21 protein-coding genes are annotated in these 24,930 nt (G+C 41.8%); 4 read left to right on the top strand and 17 right to left on the bottom strand.

The features are described 5' to 3' along the window. Positions 1 to 186: 186 nt before the first annotated feature. Together J2S11_RS15585 and J2S11_RS15580 are read right to left on the bottom strand one after the other, a co-directional pair. Positions 187 to 984 (bottom strand): hypothetical protein, encoded by a 798-nt coding sequence (locus J2S11_RS15585; protein WP_307396078.1) that lies wholly within the window; start codon positions 982 to 984, stop codon positions 187 to 189. After that, entirely contained in the window at positions 965 to 1,522 is a 558-nt protein-coding gene (locus tag J2S11_RS15580; RefSeq protein WP_307396077.1) for an RNA polymerase sigma factor, read from the bottom strand. Before J2S11_RS15580 ends, J2S11_RS15585 begins: the two co-directional genes overlap by 20 nt. Before the next feature lie 297 nt (positions 1,523 to 1,819). Here J2S11_RS15580 and J2S11_RS15575 point away from each other — a divergent pair, with 297 nt between their 5' ends. Beyond that, entirely contained in the window at positions 1,820 to 3,052 is a 1,233-nt protein-coding gene (locus tag J2S11_RS15575) for an MFS transporter (RefSeq protein ID WP_307396075.1), read from the top strand. Between the two features lie 82 nt (positions 3,053 to 3,134). Here the strand turns inward: J2S11_RS15575 and J2S11_RS15570 are convergent, their stop codons facing one another. The 6 genes from J2S11_RS15570 to gatC all read right to left on the bottom strand — a co-directional run bounded on the left by J2S11_RS15570 (position 3,135) and on the right by gatC (position 9,464). Continuing rightward, a complete protein-coding gene (locus J2S11_RS15570) occupies positions 3,135 to 4,028 on the bottom strand; it encodes a DUF1002 domain-containing protein (RefSeq protein ID WP_307396074.1) in 894 nt (297 codons plus the stop codon). A gap of 469 nt (positions 4,029 to 4,497) precedes the next feature. Then, entirely contained in the window at positions 4,498 to 5,391 is an 894-nt protein-coding gene (locus tag J2S11_RS15565; RefSeq protein ID WP_307396072.1) for a diacylglycerol kinase, read from the bottom strand. Positions 5,392 to 5,600: 209 nt separating this feature from the next. Then, complete coding sequence (locus J2S11_RS15560; protein WP_307396070.1) at positions 5,601 to 6,074, bottom strand: GNAT family N-acetyltransferase; 474 nt, start codon at positions 6,072 to 6,074, stop codon at positions 5,601 to 5,603. Between the two features lie 160 nt (positions 6,075 to 6,234). Then, positions 6,235 to 7,668 (bottom strand): Asp-tRNA(Asn)/Glu-tRNA(Gln) amidotransferase subunit GatB, encoded by a 1,434-nt coding sequence (gene gatB, locus J2S11_RS15555; RefSeq protein ID WP_307396068.1) that lies wholly within the window; start codon positions 7,666 to 7,668, stop codon positions 6,235 to 6,237. A 3-nt stretch (positions 7,669 to 7,671) separates the two neighbouring features. Further along, a complete protein-coding gene (gene gatA / locus J2S11_RS15550; protein WP_307396066.1) occupies positions 7,672 to 9,159 on the bottom strand; it encodes an Asp-tRNA(Asn)/Glu-tRNA(Gln) amidotransferase subunit GatA in 1,488 nt (495 codons plus the stop codon). An 11-nt stretch (positions 9,160 to 9,170) separates the two neighbouring features. After that, positions 9,171 to 9,464 (bottom strand): Asp-tRNA(Asn)/Glu-tRNA(Gln) amidotransferase subunit GatC, encoded by a 294-nt coding sequence (gatC, locus tag J2S11_RS15545; RefSeq protein WP_307396064.1) that lies wholly within the window; start codon positions 9,462 to 9,464, stop codon positions 9,171 to 9,173. A 185-nt stretch (positions 9,465 to 9,649) separates the two neighbouring features. Here gatC and J2S11_RS15540 point away from each other — a divergent pair, with 185 nt between their 5' ends. Next, a complete protein-coding gene (locus J2S11_RS15540; protein ID WP_307396062.1) occupies positions 9,650 to 10,375 on the top strand; it encodes a TioE family transcriptional regulator in 726 nt (241 codons plus the stop codon). A 13-nt stretch (positions 10,376 to 10,388) separates the two neighbouring features. Here J2S11_RS15540 and J2S11_RS15535 read toward each other — a convergent pair whose 3' ends face one another. The 9 genes from J2S11_RS15535 to ilvB form a co-directional block, all read right to left on the bottom strand. Beyond that, on the bottom strand, positions 10,389 to 11,342 hold the full coding sequence (locus J2S11_RS15535) for an MraY family glycosyltransferase (RefSeq protein WP_307396060.1): 954 nt from the start codon (positions 11,340 to 11,342) through the stop codon (positions 10,389 to 10,391). 204 nt (positions 11,343 to 11,546) lie between these two features. Further along, on the bottom strand, positions 11,547 to 13,094 hold the full coding sequence (gene pruA, locus J2S11_RS15530) for an L-glutamate gamma-semialdehyde dehydrogenase (RefSeq protein WP_307396058.1): 1,548 nt from the start codon (positions 13,092 to 13,094) through the stop codon (positions 11,547 to 11,549). Between the two features lie 174 nt (positions 13,095 to 13,268). Then, complete coding sequence (locus J2S11_RS15525) at positions 13,269 to 14,426, bottom strand: CamS family sex pheromone protein (RefSeq protein WP_307396146.1); 1,158 nt, start codon at positions 14,424 to 14,426, stop codon at positions 13,269 to 13,271. A 311-nt stretch (positions 14,427 to 14,737) separates the two neighbouring features. Then, positions 14,738 to 15,643, bottom strand: coding sequence for a branched-chain-amino-acid transaminase (gene ilvE / locus J2S11_RS15520; RefSeq protein WP_307396056.1), 906 nt, complete (start codon positions 15,641 to 15,643; stop codon positions 14,738 to 14,740). 55 nt (positions 15,644 to 15,698) lie between these two features. Then, positions 15,699 to 16,805, bottom strand: a complete 1,107-nt coding sequence (gene leuB / locus J2S11_RS15515; protein ID WP_307396054.1) for a 3-isopropylmalate dehydrogenase — start codon at positions 16,803 to 16,805, stop codon at positions 15,699 to 15,701. 144 nt (positions 16,806 to 16,949) lie between these two features. Beyond that, positions 16,950 to 18,524 carry a 2-isopropylmalate synthase gene (locus tag J2S11_RS15510; protein ID WP_307396053.1) on the bottom strand — a complete coding sequence of 525 codons (1,575 nt, stop codon included), beginning with the start codon at positions 18,522 to 18,524 and terminating at the stop codon, positions 16,950 to 16,952. 1 nt (position 18,525) lies between these two features. Further along, on the bottom strand, positions 18,526 to 19,542 hold the full coding sequence (gene ilvC, locus J2S11_RS15505; protein WP_307396051.1) for a ketol-acid reductoisomerase: 1,017 nt from the start codon (positions 19,540 to 19,542) through the stop codon (positions 18,526 to 18,528). A 149-nt stretch (positions 19,543 to 19,691) separates the two neighbouring features. After that, on the bottom strand, positions 19,692 to 20,204 hold the full coding sequence (gene ilvN / locus J2S11_RS15500; RefSeq protein ID WP_307396050.1) for an acetolactate synthase small subunit: 513 nt from the start codon (positions 20,202 to 20,204) through the stop codon (positions 19,692 to 19,694). After that, entirely contained in the window at positions 20,201 to 21,943 is a 1,743-nt protein-coding gene (ilvB, locus tag J2S11_RS15495; protein WP_307396048.1) for a biosynthetic-type acetolactate synthase large subunit, read from the bottom strand. The genes ilvN and ilvB overlap by 4 nt, the downstream gene beginning before the upstream one ends. A 925-nt stretch (positions 21,944 to 22,868) precedes the next feature. Between ilvB and leuC the strand changes: the two genes are divergently transcribed. Both leuC and leuD read left to right on the top strand, forming a co-directional pair. Then, complete coding sequence (leuC, locus tag J2S11_RS15490; RefSeq protein ID WP_307396144.1) at positions 22,869 to 24,302, top strand: 3-isopropylmalate dehydratase large subunit; 1,434 nt, start codon at positions 22,869 to 22,871, stop codon at positions 24,300 to 24,302. Then, complete coding sequence (gene leuD, locus J2S11_RS15485) at positions 24,302 to 24,892, top strand: 3-isopropylmalate dehydratase small subunit (RefSeq protein WP_307396046.1); 591 nt, start codon at positions 24,302 to 24,304, stop codon at positions 24,890 to 24,892. Before leuC ends, leuD begins: the two co-directional genes overlap by 1 nt. Positions 24,893 to 24,930 lie beyond the last annotated feature (38 nt).

Here is a 24,930-nt window from a genome sequence, read left to right as displayed (position 1 = left end):
ATCGAAGCCTTCTCGAAGAAGTCGTCTAGTCCATCATTAGAGGAAGCTTTTACATGCAGCCAGAATTTATAAAACTTGAAGAAATCATTGTATCAAATTTTATAAATTCTTAGACTGTAAAAAAATACGTTGCTTATTAGCAACGCATTCAGCCTCATATACTTATTCAGCTCTCATTTCTTCTTTCTATTCACCAACAATCTCAAAATGCTTAAGCATATTGTCCATGCGTACACCATGACCCTCAGAAGCCTCAAAAAAGTAAACCTGCTTTGCTACAAAGCTTCCCCCCAGCTCATTACTGAACACATAGTACACAATTACCTCAGAATTCCACTCTTGACCTGCATGGGCAGAAATTCTAAAGCCATGAACTGGCTCTTCTACTGGTGTTACCTCACTTACACGATCATAATCAGGAGATAGCTTCTGACGTAGCTCCTCCACAATATCCTCTGGCTTGCGATCTACTTCTTGTGATATCTCCATATATACATCAGGATAATCTCCATCAATTTTCGCTTCTATACGCTGTATATCTCCATTTTTACTTACAGCATAGCGCTCCTCATCTACATAAATCACATAATCTGAAGCTCGCTCCTCCGGGGTTTCATTTTCATGAAGCTGTGTATCTGTCTCTTCTTCCATACCTTCGATCTCTTCTACGATCTGTTTTTCCGGCTCAAACATTTGCCTGATTTGACTTATAAAAGCCTCCCCTGTTTCTGTATTAAACGTTACAAGGGCAACAACTAGCACGACTGCCACACTAGCTACAGCGAACATTCCTTTGCTCTTTCTTTTCTTTTTATACGTACTCATCCTGCTCACTCCGCTTCCCTTCTCTTGCTGTTCTTTATAGTCATGCTCAATCATTTTGCGTTCGATGTTGCTCCATACCTGATCCTTCATTCCTGAGAAAGAATCTGTGCCCTTTTTAAGACCCTTGCTGATCATATCATCAAATTTTTTCTCGTCCATTGCTTAATCCCTCCTTTGCCGAAAGCCTCTCCATCTCTTCTCTAAGCATCTGCCGCCCCTTTAGCAATCTAGATTTCACCGTATTTTGATTCAGCTCCAACAGCTCTGCAATCTCTTTTTCCGAGAATTCATTTAAATATTTAAGAATTATAGGGATTCGGTATAAGTCACCAAGCCTGCCGATAGCCTGATATAAATCCTCGTATTGTTCAAAATCATGCTGATCCGCTTGAGCTAAATTCAGGTCGTTATCCCAATGATGATCAGTGGGAATAAGCTTTCCTTTTTTCTCTAAAAAACGGTGACATTCATTGATTAAAATACGATAGAACCAGGGCTTAAAAGGACGACTACGATCAAAGGACTGAATATTTTTATAGATGCGGATAAACGTTTCTTGCACAGCATCAGCAGCAAAGGTTCTGCTTTTGGTAATCGCTGTAGCCACGCGGAGTGCATACTCTGCATATCTATGGTAAAGCTGCTCAAAGGCTTCTCTATTTCCTTTCTGAATTTGGGCAATTAGCTTTTGTTCCACATTGCTATCCTCCTTCCTTCTTCTCTATAACTACCTGCTAATCCGGTAAAAAGTTTTCTCTTTATATTAAAGAAATTTAAAAATCTTATTCATTTCTAAGTCCAATCTATAGAAAAAAGCAGTTTTCAATAGATATCAATTACAGCATTTGATTGCATGTCCCTCCTCTTCAGTATATTTTGCCGCAGAACAGTATCAATGATACTATTTTTATACTTTGTAAATAAAAATGTTTACAATGTGTAGAAATATAGCTATAGTTAAATTAACACTTACTTATGATTGGAGAGAGTAGAAATGAATCATCTCTATAAAGACAGACGCTTACACGCTTTATTGGCAGCTAACATGCTATCTTCCATCGGATCCGGAATTACGATGATTGCCATCCCCTGGCTGCTTGTTAATCGGGAAGGTGGGGAGCAAATTTTAGGATATGTGGCCTTAGGAGTGACGCTGATTTTGTTTATCGTCTCTCCGTATGTTGGGGTACTCGTCGATCGAATGTCGAGGAAAAAAATGATGCTACTGAGCGAGGTTTTAGGCTTCACCCTCGTTAGTGTGTTATCATTTTGGGGATTAGTATCAGGTGAATTTGCCACATGGAATTTAATTGCCCTCTATTTTAGCGGATCACTCTACTATACCTTGCACTACCCGACAAAGATGGCCTTAAACCAAGAGCTTTTTGACAGATCACAATTCAAGTCGATTAACAGTATTATTGAGGTCCAAGGGCAAGCTGCCTCTATGATCGCGGGTGGGATAGCCAGCCTGCTGATCGAGAGAATCGATTTATTTCTTCTATTATGTATTAATATATCTACTTATATCATCGGTTTTTTCTTGATCCTGACGATTCCGTATTCCACTGTAATCGAACACACAAAGAAGAAGGTTTCTATCTTGTCAAACATGATCGAAGGCTTTCGTTACTTTAAAAGCAAGCCTTTGCTTATCCTCTTTTTTACATGCTCGTTCCTACCATTTATCGCTGTTATGGTTGGGAACTATCTGTTTCCTGTGTACATCGCCAAAACGTTGCAGGCAAACGCCTCCGTCATGGGCCTGTCAGACATGATTTATGCGATAGGTGCGGTCTTAGCCGGATTGACTATTCCTTTGATCATCAAGAAGTTCGGAAACTATGTCACGATATTAATCACCATGCTACTGTTTACCATTAGTCTATTGATTACCGCTTGGATTCCCCTTGTACCATTGTTTCTAGCTATGAAAATCGCATTAGGTTGGGGCAACGCAGGCACGAGAGTTGCTAGAAATACGATCATGATGGAAATCGTTCCAAATGAGCTAATTGGTAGAGTAAACAGCTTTTTTCAAGCGGTTGGTATGGGCATGCGGGTTAGCTTGATTGGCTTTTTTACACAAACGATTGTACATACAGGAGTCTCTATTTCTCTATCTATTTTAGGCATGATCTTATGCTTAGCTTTTGTCGGAGTTTGGTATAGTAAAAAGCTGTTTACCTCTCCAGCCCAAGCAACTGAACCGTCTGTTTCTTCATAATGCTATAAAAACCATCCTCAAACTTAGTAGTAAGAGGATGGTTTGTTCTTCCGTGCTTTATCTCGACTATTATCCATATGTTTTAAGATGAAAACCAAGACTTAATGGAATCCACTATTTGAATCACGAAATCTAAAAATTGACGAATGAAATTGCGTGTTTCCTCACGATCTAAAATTTCACCTATATTATCTCGGATATTTTTCAGCTGATTTCCAACCTGATTCCAATCAATATTTAAGCCTTTTAATCTTTTTAAAAGGTGAACTAAAGCATTTACATCATCATCGTTAAGGTTGATATTTAATTCGCCAGCAATACGTAGAATCAGATTTCGATAATCCTCATCCGTCTCTAGCTTTGTATCTCCAAGCTCTTCTTTAAGTCTTGTCATAAGCTCTGTCGCTTTATCTGTTCCAAACTTCTCTCCTAGCTCAGACGTTCGAACCATTTCTTCATTAGCAACCTGCTTCTGCTCCTCGCTAATTGTTGTATCTGTAGCTACCTCAAAAGCCTTCATCACACCGGTTAAACCTGCTGTACCAGACACACCAAAAGGAGCTGTCACATATACATCTGCATCTTGAACTCCTGCCGTAACCAAGGCATTTAGATACATTGCTTCTGTAATTCTAGTAATATTATTCGTGTCGACGTTAAGTCCTGCACCTTCGGGGGTAAGGGTTATTTTTGCTGAGGAAATAGCTCTAGTTCCTATGGTTGCACTGTCAATATAGCTACCAAGATACTGGTGTTCCTCAGCATTGGATACATAGATAATCTCAACATCGTCAGCGACACCCATCTCACGTAATAACTGGTTTTGCTGCTCCTGTGTTAGATTTTCCCCTAGCGTAACCACCGTTGTCCCTTCAATCGCATCGGCCGAAACCATGATAGGAAAAACAAATAATAGCATACTCAGGAGAGCGGAATAAATCATCGTATTCTTTACTCTTTTATTTAAAAATATCATACTTTTAACCTCCTAAATAATAACCCTACATAAACGTAATAGGTTCTGTACTCTCATAACCCTCTATAAGAATTCGAGAATACTCTTTTATTTCTGGCTTCTGTACATATGAGAGTTTAAAGCTGATTCATTGTTTAAACCTGTTTTAACAAACACATAGCCATACACGACTATAGAGTGCTATAACGGCTGTGATAGCTGTACATAGCTTCACTCTCTTCCTCTAATATAGCCTCTTTTTTCTTAATTAAACCTTACCCCCATAATGTTAAACGAGTAGATTGATAAAAAGTTGCATAAAGAAAGTATAGAGACTCTGTTACATAAGCTCCATGCCTCTATTGCTTTGCTAGATGTGCAGAGTTTAAATACGTTCTGTAGAGTTCATATACGTTTGTAGAGTTCATATACGTTCTGTCTTTTTAAAAAAGCACCTTCGTCTAGGTGCTTTGTCTAAGTGGATCAGGATTCATTTATCTGGCGGGGTAAAGATTTGAAGATGCTTATGTAAAACTCTAAACCTAGCTGGCAATGTTCCACCTAATTCCCCGTCTAAATTAAGCTGTACAGATTCCTCTGACGTCACTTGTAGCTCAGCTGTTTGAAAATAAATGACACTCGGGTCTTTAAGATGCTCCCCCCGCAGGGCTTGTGTGGCTATCTTAATAAAATCAGGAATAGAGGTTTTCTTAACAGCTAGGACATCAAAGTAACCATCACTCAGATCAGCGTCTGGTGCGATCTTCTTTAATCCACCAACGGAATGACTATTGGCCACAAGAAAAAGCATTATTTCTTCATCAAATGTCATTTCCTTAGACTCTACTTTCATCCTTGTGGGTTTCAGAAATACTAGCTTCTCAAGACCTTTCGCATAATAGGCTAGCTGACCAAGCATTGTCTTCCATTTGCTCGGCACCTCATACGTTAGCTCCGTTATTGTCCCTCCACCAGCAATATTAATGAAATACTTCTGATTTACTTTTCCAATATCTAATGGTTTCTTATATCCTCCGGCAATTACACTTGCCGCTTCCTCCATATCCTTCGGCAGTTGAAGGGCCCGCGCAAAGTCATTTGTTGTTCCACCAGGAATGATACCTAAAGCTGGTCTGTACTGATGCTCAGCTAGACCATTAATAACCTCATAAACAGTACCATCTCCTCCTGCTGCTACAACAACATCGAACTTCCTTTTGACAGCGTATTCAGCGGCTCGCTGGGCATCACCTTCTCCTGTTGTCGCATGAGAGGAGGTCTCATAGCCAGCCCGCTCAAGTCGTTCTAGCAGATCTGGAAGAGCTTTGCGTACAGCCTCTCTTCCTGCAGAGGGATTATATATGATTCTTGCCTTTTTCACCATAACCACCTATTTGATTTTGACGTATCCTGATGAGATGTACAGGGCTTCCTGCTGCAGAAATACCCGTTGTCCCTTTCTCGTTACTATCCCCCCTATCATACATGTTTAAGAAAAGCTTGTCACTTTATTCTATGATGAGAGTGGACAAATTATTTCTCCCATTGATTTTCAGCTTATATGTTTTTGCTCTACCTATGAGCTTGTGAATTCTAATCTTGTAAATAGAAGCTCATAATGATTAGCTGACCTTTTTTTCCTTCTTGCCGAACTCCGTTGTCAATGAATCCACACTTTTTATAAAGTGATTGAGCTGCTATATTTTCTACGTTAACGGCTAGTATAATCTCATTGCTCTGAGTAAATGTTGTGCGTACGAATTCCGGCAATAACAATAAAGACTTCGTAGCATAGCCTTTACCTTGATGATTATAATTAGTTGAAAATGCTCTTAATAAAATCGCCTTTGCATTCTCTGAATATGGCTTTACTCCTTCATTTTCATGAAGGACAAAAAATGTCACAAGCTGATTATCTTCAATGGCTAGTATAGAGTGTCTATCTAAATCTTCCTCTGATAATTTTATACACTCTCTCGGTGTTGTCGTATATTTCAGCTGTTCTTCAGATAAAGTATAGTTCTCCACTTCACTTTTAAGTTGATTTTCGTACTCATACAGTTTCATTAACTTAACAGCCCCCAATCACCTAGTGTTACTATCTCTTCGTTACGCGTTCTGCCACCAACAGTATGTCAAAAAAAAAAGCCCTTTCCGCTAAATAAGGTAAAGTATACCATATTTATAGAAAGAAGCCTTCTATTTTCAGTAGCTTTCCAATAGTACTCTAACGCTTTTGAATTTCTGAGAGTAATAGCTTATTGACAAGTGGAGGGTTCGCCTTCCCCTTCGTAGCCTTCATCACCTGGCCCACTAGAAACCCAATAGCCTTCTCTTTTCCCGCCTTAAAATCATCGATGGACGCCTGATTCGAGTCAAGAATCTCATTCACGATTTTAGCCAGCTCTCCTTCATCACTAATTTGAACTAGCCCTTTATCCTTTACAATCTGTTCAGGATCGCCACCTTGCTCCATAAGGTCCTTAAAGACCGTTTTAGCAATTTTGCCACTAATCGTCCCTTGCTCAATGAGAGAAACTAGCTTTCCTAGAGCCTCAGGAGTTAAGGCAACCTGATCAAGCTCCTTGTCATTAGCGTTAAGATACGCTGAAACCTCTCCCATCACCCAGTTAGCCACAAGCTTAGCGTCCTTACAGTACTCTGTCGTTCGATCATAAAAGTCAGCCAGCTTTTTAGACGCTGTTAGTACACCTGCGTCATAGCTGGATAAACCAAACTGCTCCATGTATCTTGCTTTTTTGGCATCAGGTAGCTCAGGGATCGTCTCCTTAATCCGCTCTAGCATAGCTTGATCAATGTGTATCTTTACTAAATCCGGATCTGGAAAGTAGCGATAGTCATGAGCCTCTTCCTTCCCACGCATCACAATTGTTTCTCCCTTGCCTTCATCCCATCGGCGCGTTTCTTGAATAACCTCTCCACCAGCTAGCAGGACGTCAGCCTGACGCTTTTCTTCATGCTCTAAGCCCCGCTGAACCCCTTTGAATGTGTTCATATTCTTAAGCTCTGTGCGTGTTCCTAGCTTCTCTTGTCCAAATGGGCGAATCGAAATGTTGGCGTCACAGCGCAGGGAGCCCTCCTCCATTTTACAATCCGAAACCTCTGTATATTGTAGAATAGCTTTGAGCTTTTCTAGATACGCATACGCTTCTTCAGGGGTGCGAATATCTGGCTCAGAAACAATTTCTACTAGTGGGGTACCTACACGATTATAGTCCACTAAGGAATGGTTCTGACCATCTACGTGAGTGAGCTTTCCAGCATCCTCCTCTAAATGCAAGCGAGTAATCCCAATCCGTTTCTTTTCACCGTTCACTTCGATATCAATCCAACCATTTTTCCCTACTGGCTGGTCATACTGTGAAATTTGATACGCCTTTGTCAGGTCAGGGTAAAAGTAGTTTTTACGATCAAACTTCGTATCGATGGAAATCTCACAATTCAATGCTAAAGCCGCTTTAACAGCAAACTCTAAAGCCTGTTGATTTAGAACAGGTAGTACCCCAGGATGACCTAGACAAATGGGACATGTGTGTGTGTTAGGAGGTGCACCAAATTCGGTAGAGCAGCTACAGAAAATCTTTGAGTTTGTGGATAGCTCTGAGTGAACCTCTAAGCCAATAACTGTTTCAAAGCTCATTCCTCATTCCCCCTTTCCCACTAGCTCTGGACGTAATTGATGGTGCTCTGTTTCCTGTTCAAAAGCATGGGCTACTCGTAAAACTGTCTCTTCATCAAACGCCTTACCGATAATTTGTAAGCCAACTGGTAGTCCATTAGATGCCAAGCCACATGGCACGCTAATAGCCGGAACGCCTGCTAGGTTGACAGGAATCGTTAAAATATCCTCCACATACATCGTCAGTGGATCATCAATCTTTTCCCCTATTTTAAACGCCGTTGTTGGCGCTGTTGGTCCAATAATGACATCATAGCTTTCAAATAGCTGCTCAAAATCCTGTTTAATTAACGTTCTAACCTTTTGCGCCTTTAAATAGTACGCGTCATAATAGCCTGAGCTTAAGGCATACGTGCCTAACATGATTCTCCGTTTGACCTCCTCACCAAAGCCTTGGCTTCTCGTCTTTTTATATAGATCAATCAGATTCTCTGCGTTCTCAGCTCTCACACCATACCTCACACCATCAAAGCGAGCAAGGTTGGAGGACGCTTCAGAGGATGAAAGTATATAATATGTTGGTACAGCATACTCAGAATGCGGGAGTGACACCTCTTCCCATGTTGCTCCAAGCTTTTCTAGAACCTTTAACGCTTCTATTACCTTCTCTTTCACTTCAGGTTGGACACCTTCACCGATATATTCTTTAGGTACAGCAATACGTAGCCCTTGCACATCACCCGTTAGCGCAGAAAGGTAGTCTGGAATCTCCACCTCAGCTGATGTAGAATCCTGTTTATCATGACCTGCAATCGCTTGTAGGACATACGCGGCATCCTCTACGTTCTTTGTTACTGGTCCGATCTGATCTAATGAAGAAGCAAACGCCACTAAGCCAAAACGTGAAACTAAGCCATACGTAGGCTTTAATCCTACCACACCACAAAAAGCAGCAGGCTGGCGAATAGACCCTCCGGTATCAGAGCCTAACGCAAAATAGACCTCACGAGCAGCAACAGCGGCTGCGGCTCCACCACTTGATCCTCCAGGTACATAATCTAGATTCCATGGATTCCTTGTAACCGCATAGCCTGAATTCTCGTTGGAAGAACCCATCGCAAACTCATCCATATTCAGCTTACCAACTGTAACAGATTGAGCTTGGTCAAGCTTATCCACAACGGTTGCGTTGTAGACAGGGACAAAATTCTCTAACAGCTTACTAGCACATGTTGTTTTGAGCCCTTTAGTCGAAATATTATCTTTAATGCCTGCTGGTAGACCGAACAAAATGCCCTGCTCATCAAGAGTAGCTTCAGTATCATTTAATTGCTTGTCCAGCTCAGCTGCCTTCGCTAAAGCCCCTTGCTCATCTATAGTAAGAAAAGCCTGTACCTGTCCATCGACTTGCCTTATTTGAGCTATCGCTTCTTCAACTAGCTGTGTAACGGTTAAATCTTCATCCTTAAGCTGCTTATGTAAATCACTCAGCTTTAAATCTAAATGAGACATCTGCTCTCCCCCTAGCTTTCAAATACACTCGGAACCTTGACCTGCTGCTCCTTATGCTCTTCTGTATTTTTTAATGCTTCTTCTGCTGTTAAAGAAGGACGTATCTCATCCTTTCTAACAGCATTTGTGATGTCCCGCACGTGTGTGGTCGGCTCAACATTCTCCGTATCTAATTCATTTAGTTTTTCAGCAAACGTTAAAATCGAATCCAGCTGTTCTGTGAACGTCTGAACCTCTTCCCCCGATAGCTCTAGCCTTGCTAAGTGAGCGACATGTTCAACATCCTTTTTCGTGATCGTGCTCATTCTGACACCTCCACTTTCTCTCTTTATCGCATTAAATAGATGATATCAAAGAAAAAAGCTTCAATCAATACGATCAAGCCCTTTCCCCCTTCGTATATTTATATTTCATTATGGATCTAGACAACGTTTGCCTACTAAACAAATGGTCTGATATAGTTAAACTACTTCAGCTAGGGGGATATAAGATGCGCTACTACAAACCTATTGAAATTGCCAGAGAGCTCCATATAAGTACAAGTGCGTTACGACACTACGAATCTTGGGGAGTCGTTCCAGCACCTGATCGTGCTCCAAACGGTTATCGTCTCTACACGAAGGTCCATTTAGCTTATTTCCGTTGTCTGCGTGCCATGTTTGCTGGCTTTGGAGTTGCTCTAACCTGTGACGTACTTCGTCATATTCAAAATAGAGATGTCGATACAGCCTTTTGGCTTGTAAACAAAGAGCAAGCCGTTCTGCAGCAAGAAAAGGTCGTAGCCGATCAGACACTTGCCCTATTGCAAGACCCTGATGTACCTGTATCTGCTAGTAAAAGGCTTAAGAGTCAAATGAACATTGGAGAGGTCGCCAAAATTGCTGATGTTCAGCCTTCTGCTATACGCCACTGGGAGAAGGAAGGATTAATTATACCTGAACGAGACCCTGAAAATGGCTACCGCCTATTTACCCCTATGCACATCCGGCAAATTTTACTGATACGCACCTTAAGAAAAACGGTCTATTTTTTAGAGAACATGAAAGAAATTGTACAAGCTGTAGAACACCATAGTTTAGAAAAAGCCAAAAAGGTGACAGAAAACGCTCTGGTTAGCATCCACGAGCGTAATCGTCAACAGCTTTATGGCATTCATCAATTAATTGAGCTATGCAAAGAGATAGAGTTAATAGATCGTCTAATTCCTATTCTATGAAGACTTTACATGTCTAATCAAAAAAGAAAAACAAAAATAAAGACATCAGAGAAAATCCAAAGCCAATCAAATAAAGTATGACAATCACCTGTCGTTGATTTAAACCCTTGGAGAGTAGACGATGATGAAGATGAGATCGATCAGCCTTGTATATCGGGCGACCTTCCTTTAATCGTGTAAGGATGACCTGCAGTGTATCAAATATAGGGATACCTAAAGTTAAAAGTAAAACAACAGAGGAGATCAGTGTAGCCCCCTTCATGGCTCCTTCAATGGATAAAAAGGCAATCGTAAAGCCTAAAAACATCGCTCCTGAATCACCCAAAAAAATAGAAGCAGGGTGAAAGTTGTGCCTAAGAAAAGCTAAAATGGCTCCCGTCATGACAATAGCTAAGAGGGCAACAGACATCTCACCTTTTAAAAAAGCAATAAAAAACAGGGTAAGCATAATAAAACCACTAATGCCGCTAGCCAATCCATCCATTCCGTCAATAAAGTTCAGCATGTTCATCAAACCAACAGCCCAAAGAAACGTGGTTAAGAAGGAAAGCCACATAGGAAAATAGTGAATCCCCGAGTCCCCGAACCAATCACTAATCCCATAAATCCTAGTTCCTCCTAGAAAAAGGACTGTAGCGGCAAGGCCTTGAAAAAAGAGCTTCGGCCATGGAGACAGCTCTTTGCTTTTTCCTTTATACCAATCATCTATAAGTCCTATGCCTACAATTAGAACACTGCCAAGAAGAAATGTTAACGTCATTTGGTTTACACCGAGGAAAATAAAAACGAGAGGCATGACCCCTAGAAAGATAGCTAATCCACCAGTGAGAGGGATTACGCCTTGATGCTGCTTGCGCTGCGTCGGGCGATCAATAATCTGATATTGATGAGCCCATTTGCTGACGATAGGGATAAATAAATACACAAATGTAAAGGAAGATAATAAAGGAAACAGGTATAGAAGCACGGTAGTCACCCTCTAATCAGTAGTAGGATTAGTATGACCCAATTAGACGGTGAAATATAATGATCCTTATGTAAAAAAGAAGGCCGAGAGTACACCTCTTGGCCTTCTTTGTATAAAATAATCTATAGTTTGTAACTTGTAGTGCTTTTAAACTTGTAGTGCTTATAACTTGTATTGCTTTATAGTAGGTGCTAGCGATTATAACTAAAGTAGCTCAGAAACTAATTTAGCCTGAGTAAACAATAGTAGGTAGTCTCTTCCACCTGCTTTGGAATCTGTTCCAGACATGTTGAATCCACCAAACGGATGCACACCAACAATCGCTCCCGTGCACTTACGGTTGAAATATAGATTTCCTACGTGGAACTCATCACGAGCACGCTCTAAGTGACTTCTATTTCTAGAAAATACTGAGCCTGTCAAGCCATACTCTGTATTATTAGCAATCTCTAATGCATGATCAAAGTCATCAGCTTTACAGAACGCTACAACTGGTCCGAAGATTTCTTCTTGCATAAGACGAGCATCAGGGGCTACATCAGCAAAAATGGTAGGCTGTACGAAGAACCCTTCTTCAGGTCCTTTTTCACCACCTGCAACCAGACGACCTTCCTTTTTACCAATTTCAATATAATCAAGGACTTTCTTCTGAGCAGACTCATCAATAACTGGACCTGTATAAATATCACGTTCTTTAATATTTCCGATCGTTAATTGCTTGGTTAGCTCAACTGCTTTTTCTAAGACTTCATCATACACATCTTGGTGGACGACAGCACGAGAGCAGGCAGAGCATTTCTGACCAGAAAAGCCGAAAGCTGAGAACACAATATTTTGAGCAGCTAGCTCTAAATCAGCATCCTTATCAACGACAATCGTGTCCTTTCCACCCATTTCTGCTACTAGACGCTTGATCCATTTTTGTCCGTCAGTTTTCTTAGCTGCACGCTCATTAATGCGTAGACCTACGTCACGAGATCCAGTAAAGCTAATGTAACGAGTTAATTGGTGATCGACAAGGTAATCTCCAACTTCACTTCCGCTACCAGGCAGATAGTTCACAACTCCTGCTGGAACTCCTGCTTCCTCTAATACTTCTACGAACTTAGCTGCAACAACAGGTGTCGTACTAGCCGGCTTAAGCACAACTGTATTTCCTGCTACTAGAGAAGCTGTTGTCATTCCTGCCATAATAGCTAATGGAAAGTTCCATGGTGGAATGACAACTCCTACACCAAGTGGAATGTAAGTTAATTCATTATCTTCTCCATCAAGACGAGTTAAAGGCTGTTGCTCACTTAGACGAATCATTTCACGTCCGTAAAACTCTAAGAAGTCAATCGCTTCAGCTGTATCTGCATCCGCTTCTCCCCAGCTCTTACCTGCTTCATAAACTAACCAGGCAGAGAACTCATGCTTACGACGGCGAAGAATAGCTGCCGCTTTAAATAAATAGCGAGCTCTTTGTGGTCCTGTTACCTTTTTCCACTCCTCAAACGTTTGAGCAGCTGCTTGAATTGCTTTTTCAGCAAGGGCTTGATCCGCTTTTGATACGGTACCAACAACAACTGATTTATCTGAAGGATTTACTGAGGTAATTTTAGAGTCTGTTGTTACACGTTCCCCGTTAATGATAAGTGGATAATCCTGTCCAAGCTCCTGCTCCACTTTCTTTAAGGCTACCTCAAAATCCTGACGGTTTTGCTCATCTTTAAAATTTGTAAACGGTTCTGGTCTGTAATCTACTACCATGTTTTACTTCCTCCTTACTAGGATTTTTTGTACGATCTCTTCCCTTTAACAAGGAAGACATTTGTACAAGGTATTAAACCTATTCCCACATTTTTACGTGCAATTAAAGATCACGTAACTTTTATTCAATCCTATTGTAACGATAATTATGAAATCCATCAAATATATTTGTTACTATTTTCGATAAATATGCATAATAGGCTCACCTTCGGTTGGCCTTATAAAGATTGATTGTGGCTCATTAATTGACTGCACATAGATATTTAGGTGAACATTTTCAGGAAAGAGCTCCATCGCCTGACCACCCAAAAATTGTGTGAGCTGAATAACCTCGGTCTTCGCGGCGAACTCTGTGTTTGCTGTAATCGTTAGTTCAACTAGATTTTCGTCTAAATATCTCCCAAAGCCCACAATACCAATATAATTCGGAAAATATTCCTGTACTTGATTTCTAAACTCATCAAATTGTGTAGCATTTGTTAAGGACCGTTCATTTTCAAAACGATTCAATGGCCCCGATGGGAAAAGAAAATAAATCTCATTAATCGTTCTCCACTCGGAAACCTCATATTGGGCTTGTCTAGAGATCCCTGTAGATAAAAAGTTCCCAGGAACTAAATTGTCCTGCTCCTCTAGTCTATATAACGCAAAAACAATCGGGATATCACTGTACTCTGTGTTGCGTAGCTTCCCTCTTAAACGCTCAGCAATTTTATTAGCCATGGCCTGACCATAATTACGTAGCTCATCGTCAGAGTAATAGAGCTGTCTTGTTTCCGTATTACCGCCCACCTCCTCTACACTTGTATAGCGAGGAGCTAGAGATAATCCAATAACAATCCCTTGTAAGGCATTTGCTCTCGTATCCCAGTAATTGTGCTCTAAAATATGCAGAAGCACACGCTCATCCTTATCCTCTGGGTTGAGCCCAAGTGGGTAGTCATCACTTTGAATTCTTAACCAAGATTGAATTTCTTCTTTCGTAATAAACTGCCCTTCCCTATATAGATGAGACTCCGTAGGAAAAACGTCCTGAGCTAACTCTAGAAGTCCAAGCTCCAACCGCTCAGCGTCTAGTCGATATCTTCCTAAATACGTGTCCAGGGTTCCTCTAGCTTGGCTAGTCACAAAAGGAAGCAAGGCACTATAGTAATCCTCCTGTACATATACAGTAGGAGCATGATCAATTGGTGGCAAATCAAGATCTAGCTCATCAGTTGTATCAGTTCGATCCGGCAGGCAGCCTGTTAACATTAAAATGAGTAGACTACATGTAACACCTGTCTTAAGCCAGCTTTTTTTGTACCAAGGTTTATTCCAAACTGAATCCATCACTATTTATAACACCTATCCTTCTAAGAGCTATTTAAATACAAATCTATTATCCAACTATATTGAGATTTCATCTTAACAAGTATTCGTTATTCAATGAGGATTCATGTCAACCTAAAGTCCTGTAATAATTTATAATCGACTCCATTTCCTTCTACTCAATTCTTCGGCTTCAAGTAAAAGGGTGGACTACATTCTAGGACTAAAAAACAAAAAATCCTCACCTTAACCATTATAGCATTTAATGCTCTAATAATTAAGGTAAGGATCGATGAAAATCTCTAGCTATGACAATTGTATAGATCGTTTTTCTATGCTGTAATATTTACCACTTTTTCAGGATATACCTGTCTCCCATCCTCTGTCACAACTTGTCTGTAGCTCTGAATCAATTCTTTTGTAACTGGTCCAGGAGTACCATCACCTACAATACGATCGTCTACAGAAATGACAGGAATAACCTCGGCAGCTGTACCTGTTAGGAAGCACTCATCCGCTACATACACGTCATGTCTTGTGAACGGAGTTTCTACAACCTCATACCCTTTAGCTTTAGCAAGCTCCATCACCGTTTCTCTCGTGATTCCTTCTAGTGCTCCTAAATATGTTGGTGGTGTGATCAGCTTCCCTTTCTTTACAAGAAAGATATTGTCTCCACTTCCCTCACAAACATATCCTTCATGGTTAAGCATTAGAGCCTCAAGTACACCTGCTCGCCGAGCTTCGATTTTCACTAGCACATTGTTCAGGTAGTTTAAGGACTTAATCTTTGGATTTAGCGCATCAGGTGTATTGCGTCGGGTTGGAACCGTGACAATATCTAAGCCTTTGTCATATAACTCCTGTGGGAAAAGACGAACCTGATCAGCAATAATAATAATTTCAGGATTTTTACAGGTAAACGGATCTAAACCTAAATCTCCTGGTCCTCGAGAAATAACCAATCGGATATACGCATTTCTTAGGTCATTTTTTTTGACCGTTTCCACCATGACCTCTTCCAATTCATCGATAGTCATAGGAATATCTAACATAATGGATTTAGCTGATTCGTATAAACGAATGAGATGCTCACGACTTTTATAAATATTTCCTTCATATACCCTAAGTCCTTCAAAAATTCCATCACCGTATAAAAAACCATGATCAAACACAGAAACCTTTGCTTCTGACTGTGGTACAAATTTCCCCGACATATAGATGAGGCGCTCCCCCATAACAATCCCTCCTGATTGCGTTTGCGTATTGAAAATATGCTGTTCATAAAATTTTTTATGATTGAATAAGTGCGCTTTTGCGAATATACTCAATAATTTTATTCGTGATCTCCGTCGTACCTAGTACTGACTTTGGATCATCTTGACTGAGCACTAGATCAGGTGTCCTCCAGCCTTGTTCTAGAGCGGATTTTACCGCCGTTTCGATCACATCAGCCTCCTGTTCTAAGCCAAAGGAATACCTGAGTAGCATGGCACAGGATAAAATAGTGGCCAGTGGATTCGCCTTCCCTTGTCCAGCTATATCAGGGGCTGTTCCATGAACAGGCTCATACATCCCAAGTCCTCCTGCATCAGCAAGACTAGCCGAAGGCATTAAGCCAATTGAACCAGCTAATACAGACGCTTCATCACTAAGAATATCACCGAACATGTTCTCCGTCACAAGCACATCAAATTGCTTTGGCTGTCTGACAAGCTGCATGGCTGCGTTATCCACAAGCATATGCTCTAATTCAATATCTGGATATTCCTGATGGACCTCCTGTATAACCTCTCTCCATAGACGACTTGTCTCTAGCACATTTGCTTTATCTACGGAGGTGACCTTCTTCCGGCGCCCCCTTGCCGCCTCAAAGGCTACCTTGGCGATTCGCCTAACCTCTTCTACAGAGTAGATACATTCATCCTTAGCCCACGCTTCACCAGAATCATACTCTCCGCGATCCTTTAGACCAAAGTAGATACCTCCTGTCAGCTCTCGAACGACCAGAACATCTACTCCTTCAACAACCTCTCGTTTTAACGTAGAGGATTCAACAACTGGTCCAAACACTTCTACCGGACGAAGATTAGCAAATAGCCCTAATCCTTTACGTAATCCGAGTAACGCCTTTTCCGGACGAAGATGACCAGGAAGTGTGTCCCATTTTGGGCCACCCACCGCTCCTAAAAGCACCGCATCAGCTTGCTGGCATTTCTCCAGTGTTTCTTCCCTCAGTGGAATCCCGAATTGATCCAGAGCCGCTCCACCAATCACATCTTCCTCATACTTAAATTGATGACCAAACAGTTCCGCTACCGTATCTAATACCTTAATGCCCTCATCGACAACTTCTTTTCCGATTCCGTCTCCGGGCAAGACCACTATCTTTTTCTCCATCGTTAGCTCCTCTCAGTCTCTCCACTCAGGTTCAATCTTTGTTGTTATTTAATTTTATCAGCTATTTGGGCCGACTTCGCTTCTTATGAAGGGAAGCGACCCTTATCTAGCCTTATCTAGCCTTATCTAGTCGATTTAGTTAACTTAGTTAAAGGAATCCTGTACACAATGAGTGGAGTACTCCTCCTGATCCTCAATAAAATGCTTAGGCTTCTTCATTTTTCGTAGGCGGTTAATACTATCAATAAACGCCTTAGAGCTTGCTCCTAGTACGTCGTGATCAATTCCGCGCCCCGTCCCAACGAATCCTTCATAGGAAACCTTCACATATACTTCTGCTAGCGCGTCTCTACCCTTGGATAGACTGCGAATCTTATAATCTAGGAGGTGAATTCTCATCTGAACCATCTTTTCAATGGTATTATAAATCGCTTCTACACTTCCCGACCCGATAGCTGCTTCTTCTGTTTGTAAACCGCTAGGTGTCTCCAAACGAATAGTCGCTGTTGCAATAGAGTTCATATAAGAAACATGTAGATAATCTAGCTTAAATACATCTCCATCCTCTGTTAGTGTGCTGTCATGCACTAAAGCAACTAGATCATCATCATGAAGCTCCTTCTTCTTATCAGCTAACTCCTTGAATTTAATAAACAAGTCTTGTAGCTGTTCCTCACTAAGAGAGTAGCCTAAGAATTCCATCCGCTCTTTTAAAGCATGCCGACCTGAATGCTTCCCTAACACCAGCTGGTTAGAATCAAGTCCCACTAGCTGAGGAGATATAATCTCATACGTTGTACGCTCTTTTAGGACTCCATCCTGATGAATGCCTGATTCATGAGCGAACGCATTAGCTCCCACAACTGCTTTGTTTGGAGGAACCTGCATCCCTGTCAAGCTAGCCACTAGACGACTTGTTCTAGAAAGCTGATCGAGCTTAGCCCTAGCTTCTGCTTGATAGAAATCCTGACGAATGTTTAGGTTCACAAGGATTTCCTCAAGAGCCGCGTTTCCAGCTCGCTCTCCAATACCATTAATCGTACCTTCTACCTGAGTAGCTCCGTTTTGAATCGCCGCTAAGCTGTTAGCCACAGCAAACCCTAGATCATCATGACAATGGGCACTCAGCAGAGCCTTATCTATATTTGGCACCTCATCCTTAAGATATTTAAAGATCGCACCGTACTCCTCCGGCATTAGGTAGCCGACCGTATCAGGTATATTCACCACCGTAGCACCAGCATCAATGACAGCAGTTATGACCTCTCTCAAAAACTCTAGCTCAGTCCGTCCAGCGTCCTCAGCGCTGAATTGAACCTGTGGGAAAAATGTTTTCGCATAACGAACTGTTTCTACCGCTTTAGCCACGACCTCGTCCTTACTCATCTTAAGCTTGTGCTGACGATGAATCGGAGAGGTTGCTAAAAACACGTGAAGCCTTGGCTCAGCAGCAACCTTTAGCGCTTCCCAAGCGGCATCGATATCTTTTTTTGAAGCTCTAGCTAATCCTGTTACACTTGCCCCTTTGATCGTCTGAGCAATCTCCTTGGTGGACGCTAAGTCCCCAGGAGAGGCGGCAGGAAAACCGGCCTCAATAATATCTACACCTAAACGCTCAAGCTGCCTAGCTATCTCTAGTTTCTCTTGTAGATTTAAGTTCACTCCGGCAGATTGTTCTCCGTCTCGTAATGTCGTATCAAAAACGGTAATCTTTCGCATGCTACGCTTTCACCCCCTCGGGAGCTTTTTTGCTTTTGATCCAGCTCATCATTTCACGTAGCTCCTGTCCAACCTTTTCAATAGGATGCTCCTGCTCCTTAGCTTGAATGGCATTAAATACAGGGCGGTTTGTTTGATTCTCAAGAATCCAGTTTTGTGCGAATTTACCCGTTTGAATTTCTTCTAGTACCTTCTTCATTTCCTTTTTCGTCTCATCTGTCACCATTCTAGAACCGACCATAAAGTCACCGTATTGAGCCGTATCGGAAATGGAATAGCGCATATACGATAGGCCTCCTTCATAGAGCAGATCTACGATAAGCTTTAGCTCGTGTAAACATTCAAAGTATGCTACCTCAGGCTGATAGCCAGCCTCTGTTAATGTTTCAAAACCCGCTTTGATTAATGCCGTAGTTCCTCCACAAAGCACCGCTTGCTCTCCAAACAGATCTGTTTCTGTCTCTTCCTTAAACGTTGTTTCAATGACACCTGCCTTCGTACAGCCAATCCCTTTCGCATAGGCTAATGCTAAATCCTTTGCTTCGCCCGTTGCATCTTGATGAACAGCGATTAAGCCAGGTACTCCACCACCCTCTTCAAATACTCGTCGAACCAAATGACCTGGACTTTTCGGAGCAACCATAGCGACGTCTACATCAGCAGGAACAACAATTTGACCAAAATGGATATTAAAGCCGTGGGAGAAGAATACAGCTTTCCCTGGAGCTAGAGCTGGCTTAATTTCGTCCTGATACACCTTAGCCTGTGTTTCATCTGGAAGAAGAATCATAATGACGTCAGCTTCAGCGGCTGCTGCGCCTGGTGAAAGAACTTGGAAGCCATCCTCTTCGGCCTTCGTCCAAGACCTTCCTTCTCTTAAACCAATGACAACGGAAATGCCGCTATCTCTTAGATTTTGTGCTTGTGCGTGCCCCTGACTCCCATAACCGATTACGGCTACCTTTTTATTTTGTAGAGCCTGTTGAGATACCTGTTCGTCATAATACATGTTTGCCATTATTATTCTCTCCTTTAATTCCATCTGTTTAATTTGTAGATGTTTATATGTTTTGTGAAATGGACTTCTCAACTGAACGTTCAGAAGTTCATCTATTCTCTCGTTGGTTGATTTCATCTAGTCATTGGATGACATTAGATGTTCGGTACTTAAATGTTCATTAAATGAACAGTTTGTAAGCTTTTCTTTTGACTTCTGGCCATGGCTGTCACACCTGTTCTAGCAATCTCTTTGATTCCAAAGGGACGTAGAAGCTCAATTAAAGCTTCGTTTTTCTCTGTGTCCCCTGTCGATTGAATGGTGACAGACTCCCTGCCTACATCAATGATCGTCGCTCTGAAGGGCTCCACTAGATGATTAATTTCTGGTCTATTTTGGTGATTCACAGCCACTTTGATCAGTACAAGCTCTCTTGCTATCACCGGGTCCTCTGTTAGGTCTGTAACCTTCAGGACATCAATTTGCTTGTAGAGCTGCTTAATCATTTGCTCCGTAATCTTTTTATCGCCAACGACCACTAGCGTAATCCTAGACAAGCTCTGATCCTCTGTTGGGCTAACGGTTAAGCTTTCGATATTGAAGCCCCTTCTAGCGAACAAACCCGCCATACGAGCCAAAACTCCAGAAGTATTATTAACTAAGACGGAGATGATTCTCCTCATAGGATATCCCTCCCTTTTACACCAACCATTTCATGTAGCGCAGTCCCTGGAGAAACCATAGGGAAGACATTTTCATTTTGCGTAACCTGTACATCAATGACAGCTGGTGCTTTTGACTGCAGAGCCTCCTGTAAGGCCACTTTGAAGTCATCTATGTTGGATACGTTATATCCCTTCACGCCAAACGCTTCTGCCACTTTAGCAAAGTCAGGATTTTGCGGGAGCAAGGACTGTGAGTATCGACCATCATAGAAGATCTCCTGCCATTGGCGTACCATTCCTAAAGAAGCGTTATTGAGAATGATCGTAATTACAGGAATATGATAGTTGTTAATAGTTACAAGCTCTTGAATATTCATTTGAAAGCCTCCGTCACCTACAACGGCAACGACTGGAAGCTCCTGCTGACCTAACGCTGCTCCGATGGCGGCAGGAAAACCAAAGCCCATTGTTCCTAGTCCCCCGGAGCTAACCCAGCGATCTGGTGTTGAAAAATGGATGTATTGAGCCGTCCACATTTGATGCTGCCCTACGTCAGTAGCGACGATCACTTCACCCTTAGTTGTGTCATTTAGTACCTCTAACACGTTTTGCGGCTTAAGTGTCTGACCATCGTTCTCGTACCATAACGGATGCTGCTGCTTCCATCCGCTTAGCTCAGTAAGCCAATCCTCAGAATGTGCCGCTTCAATCCCTTCCTGGAGTAACAGCTTAAAGGCTTCCTTCGCATCTCCTACGATCGGGATATCTGTTTCCACATTCTTACCGATCTCAGCTGGATCAATATCAATATGAATAACACGAGCGTTAGGAGCAAACTGATCTAGGCGTCCAGTCACCCGGTCATCAAACCGTGCGCCAACAGATATTAATAAATCAGCTTGCTGGATGGCCATATTAGCGGTAAACGTCCCATGCATACCACACATTCCTAAAAATAAAGGATGCTCTGCTGGAACCCCTCCTAGACCTAGCAGTGTATTGGTTACAGGAATCCTTGCTTTCTCCACATACTCAAGGAGTAATGTATTAGCTTGAGCAAATAAGACTCCTGCCCCTGCTAAGATAACCGGCTTTTTCGCTTTACTAACTGCTTGTTTCATTTTCCGAATTTGAACCAAATTAGGTACGGTGGTTGGCTTAAAACCTCTTAGCTGAACCTCATCAGGATAGTTAAACAACGTCTCTGCCCCTGATACATCCTTGGGAATGTCAATGAGAACAGGGCCCTTACGTCCGTTAGTAGCAATATAGAAGGCTTCTTTGATGATACGAGGTAAATCCCGAACGTCTCTGACCTGGATGTTATGCTTCGTAATCGGCATCGTTATTCCTAACACATCAGCTTCTTGAAAAGCATCCGTCCCGATGGCCGTGCTTGCTACCTGACCTGTAAAAACAACTAATGGAAGTGAATCCATATACGCATCGGCTAGACCAGTAACAAGGTTTGTAGCACCTGGTCCGGAAGTAGCGAGGACAACACCCGGTTTTCCAGTAGTTCTTGCATACCCTTCTGCCATGTGAATGGCTCCTTGCTCATGCCTTGCTAAAATATGTCTAATATCCGCTTTGTATAGAGCATCGTAGATGTGTAAGGCTGCTCCTCCTGGATAACCAAACATGATGTCTACTTGCTCTTGCTTCAAGCATTCAAACAGGATTTGTGCTCCATTCATTGTACACTCAGATTCATTTTTACTAGGATCAATAGATCGCTCCTTTACGTGAGCTGACATCATTTGCCCCTCCTATTCGTTTTTAAAAATCTCCCTATTCTTGCTTGGGTTAAAAATAGGTTCGATTTAAATCGTAGAATATTCAAACATTTTAATGCTAGCAAGCCATACCGCTTTAAATCACTAAAATTTGTGGTTACAGGTTTCTATTAATGACAACATTGATACATTCTGTTCCCTGCTATCCCCCCATTTATCACGCCGATTTTTTATCAAAAATAAATCCTTAATTACTTTGACCTTTGTCATAAAAACTGACAAAAAGAATGTAAAAAAAACCAAAAGCCCCTATGTGGAAGATCATCTGTCAATCCATACGTTCTACACAATCAAGCTTGTCACAGCTATGCAACAAACTAGTCTTATGCTTCTTTTAGAAACGTACGTTAAACAGAACCTTCCGCAGAGGCTTTTATCCTCACGGTGTAGCTAGTGGACTAGCCTGTTATCGCTCGGACCAACCTTCCTTTCACTGCCCTTGGCAGTAATATGAAATGGAACCCTAGATAACCTTCCGTTTAAAGCTTAAATTCAAGGTTCAACTGTAAAAGCTACTATTTCTTACATAAACACACAGCTCTGATTAATCTGAAAATTCAAAACTGAACAATATTTATATTGCTGTTTATCTTACATGAGACTACAACTGATTTCAACCCCTATTTTTAGCCCGTTTTTCTTGCAATCGCTTACCTGAAAGTTATTATTAATTTTTTTGAAGCGTTTTCATAGCTGTTATAGCTTTGTTTACCTGTCCCAGCATGCGTAAAATCAGGCCACATAAGGGTTCTCAAAATTTTTTTTTCTGATAAAATACTATATTAAAAACATTTGTCTGAATATTAATACTAATTCTCAATTGATTCTCATCGGACTGTGTTGGAATGAAAAGGGAGGACTAGACGTGTCTACACATAAGAAAACCATGTTTGAAAAGATTTGGGAGCAGCATATCGTTCATGAGGAGCCAGGAAAACCGAGCCTTTTATATATTGATCTCCATTTAATTCATGAGGTCACCTCACCCCAAGCGTTTGAAGGACTTCGCTTAGCAGGCAGAAGCGTTCGCCGCCCTGATCTGACGTTTGCTACAATGGATCATAATGTTCCTACGCAAAACCTACCTGAGGTTAAGGATCCAATTTCGGCAAAACAAATGTCTACCCTTTCGGCAAACTGTAAGGAATTTAAGATTCCTCTATTTGATCTAAACCACCCAAACCAAGGAATTGTACACGTTATAGGTCCAGAGCTAGGTCTAACATGGCCTGGTAAAACAATCGTATGTGGAGACAGCCACACCTCCACACACGGTGCATTTGGAGCCCTTGCGTTCGGGATCGGAACAAGTGAGGTAGAGCATGTACTTGCTACCCAGTGTCTCCCTCAGAGCAAACCAAAAACGATGGAGGTTCACCTTAAAGGTGCTCTCCCACCAGGTACAGGAGCAAAGGATATTATTCTAGGGGTTATCGCCAAATATGGTACAGATTTCGCTACAGGAACGGTCATTGAATATACAGGTGATATTCTAAAGGAGCTTTCTATGGAGGAACGAATGACGATTTGTAACATGTCCATAGAAGGTGGAGCAAGAGCTGGCCTGATTGCACCTGACGAAACAACTTATTCCTACTTAAAAGGTCGCGCACACGCTCCTAAAGCCGATGAGTTTGACCAGTATGTGGAGCGTTGGGATGCACTAAAAACAGATCCTGGTGCAAGCTATGATTTCCGTGTAGAGCTTGATCTTGCTGAGTTAGAGCCACAGGTTACTTGGGGTACAAGTCCAGGAATGGGAGCCAACATTAGCTCCAATGTACCGAATCCAGCTGATTTTGAAACAGCAACAGATAAAAAGACCGTACAGCTAGCCTTAGATTATATGGGACTTTCTGCAGGAACTCGGATTTCAGACATCAAAATCGATCGGGTGTTTATCGGTTCATGTACGAATGGACGTCTTGAGGACCTGCGAGCAGCCGCTAAGGTAGTTAATGGTTATTCAATAGCTGATCATGTTCATGCAATGGTTGTACCGGGCTCTAGAACGGTTAAAGCTCAAGCTGAGGAGGAAGGACTAGATAAAATCTTTACGGCTGCTGGATTTGAGTGGCGTGATGCAGGCTGTAGTATGTGTCTAGCCATGAACGATGATATTCTTCAGCCAGGTGAGCGCTGTGCCTCCACCTCTAACCGTAACTTTGAAGGACGGCAGGGTAAAGGAGGGCGAACTCATTTAGTTAGTCCAATGATGGCAGCCGCTGCAGCTATTTCAGGACATTTTGTGGATGTACGCAAGTGGGATTTTAAATCTCAGCCATCCGATCAAGCAACAGCCCAGAAGGAGGCCCTATAATGGACGCTTTTATCACACATAACGGTACCGTCGTTCCCATTGATCGAGCAAATATTGATACTGATGCGATTATACCTAAGCAATTCTTAAAACGAATTGAGCGAACCGGATTCGGTCAGTTCCTCTTTTATGATTGGAAATACCTTGATAATGGGGATGAAAATCTAGAATTCGAGGTAAATCAGCCTAGGTATGAAGGAGCTTCTATTCTTCTAGCACGCCAAAATTTTGGCTGTGGTTCCTCTAGAGAACATGCTCCTTGGGCGTTGCTTGATCACGGCTTTAAGGTCATCATTGCCCCAAGCTTTGCCGATATCTTTTACAACAATTGCTTTAAAAATGGAATCCTGCCTATTCAGCTATCAGAAGCGCAGGTACAGCAGCTTTTCGAAAAGACAGAACAAACGGAAGGGTACAAGCTAGACGTTGATTTAGAGCAGCAAAAGGTCACAGATAACACAGGCTTTGAGGCTACATTTGACGTTGATCCATTCCGTAAAGAAATGCTACTCAAAGGTCTAGATGATATTGGTTTAACCCTTCTTCAGCAGGATAAGATTACTCAATTTGAGCAGAAAGCATTCGTGTAGGAAACTCCTTTACCTTTCATAACGGAAGACTAAAGCAT

Source organism: Bacillus horti (assembly GCF_030813115.1).
GTDB classification, from domain to species: Bacteria; Bacillota; Bacilli; order Caldalkalibacillales; family JCM-10596; genus Bacillus_CH; species Bacillus_CH horti.
This window is presented reverse-complemented; position numbering and strand designations above follow the sequence as displayed.

What these genes read in the sequence shown, in the direction of transcription:
- J2S11_RS15585 (WP_307396078.1), bottom strand. Translation starts at nt 984, where the DNA reads ATGGACGAGAAAAAATTTGATGATATGATCAGCAAGGGTCTTAAAAAG.
- J2S11_RS15575 (WP_307396075.1), top strand. Translation starts at nt 1,820, where the DNA reads ATGAATCATCTCTATAAAGACAGACGCTTACACGCTTTATTGGCAGCT.
- J2S11_RS15570 (WP_307396074.1), bottom strand. Translation starts at nt 4,028, where the DNA reads ATGATATTTTTAAATAAAAGAGTAAAGAATACGATGATTTATTCCGCT.
- J2S11_RS15565 (WP_307396072.1), bottom strand. Translation starts at nt 5,391, where the DNA reads ATGGTGAAAAAGGCAAGAATCATATATAATCCCTCTGCAGGAAGAGAG.
- J2S11_RS15560 (WP_307396070.1), bottom strand. Translation starts at nt 6,074, where the DNA reads ATGAAACTGTATGAGTACGAAAATCAACTTAAAAGTGAAGTGGAGAAC.
- gatB (WP_307396068.1), bottom strand. Translation starts at nt 7,668, where the DNA reads ATGAGCTTTGAAACAGTTATTGGCTTAGAGGTTCACTCAGAGCTATCC.
- gatA (WP_307396066.1), bottom strand. Translation starts at nt 9,159, where the DNA reads ATGTCTCATTTAGATTTAAAGCTGAGTGATTTACATAAGCAGCTTAAG.
- gatC (WP_307396064.1), bottom strand. Translation starts at nt 9,464, where the DNA reads ATGAGCACGATCACGAAAAAGGATGTTGAACATGTCGCTCACTTAGCA.
- J2S11_RS15540 (WP_307396062.1), top strand. Translation starts at nt 9,650, where the DNA reads ATGCGCTACTACAAACCTATTGAAATTGCCAGAGAGCTCCATATAAGT.
- pruA (WP_307396058.1), bottom strand. Translation starts at nt 13,094, where the DNA reads ATGGTAGTAGATTACAGACCAGAACCGTTTACAAATTTTAAAGATGAG.
- J2S11_RS15525 (WP_307396146.1), bottom strand. Translation starts at nt 14,426, where the DNA reads ATGGATTCAGTTTGGAATAAACCTTGGTACAAAAAAAGCTGGCTTAAG.
- ilvE (WP_307396056.1), bottom strand. Translation starts at nt 15,643, where the DNA reads ATGGGGGAGCGCCTCATCTATATGTCGGGGAAATTTGTACCACAGTCA.
- leuB (WP_307396054.1), bottom strand. Translation starts at nt 16,805, where the DNA reads ATGGAGAAAAAGATAGTGGTCTTGCCCGGAGACGGAATCGGAAAAGAA.
- J2S11_RS15510 (WP_307396053.1), bottom strand. Translation starts at nt 18,524, where the DNA reads ATGCGAAAGATTACCGTTTTTGATACGACATTACGAGACGGAGAACAA.
- ilvC (WP_307396051.1), bottom strand. Translation starts at nt 19,542, where the DNA reads ATGGCAAACATGTATTATGACGAACAGGTATCTCAACAGGCTCTACAA.
- ilvN (WP_307396050.1), bottom strand. Translation starts at nt 20,204, where the DNA reads ATGAGGAGAATCATCTCCGTCTTAGTTAATAATACTTCTGGAGTTTTG.
- ilvB (WP_307396048.1), bottom strand. Translation starts at nt 21,943, where the DNA reads ATGTCAGCTCACGTAAAGGAGCGATCTATTGATCCTAGTAAAAATGAA.
- leuC (WP_307396144.1), top strand. Translation starts at nt 22,869, where the DNA reads ATGTTTGAAAAGATTTGGGAGCAGCATATCGTTCATGAGGAGCCAGGA.
- leuD (WP_307396046.1), top strand. Translation starts at nt 24,302, where the DNA reads ATGGACGCTTTTATCACACATAACGGTACCGTCGTTCCCATTGATCGA.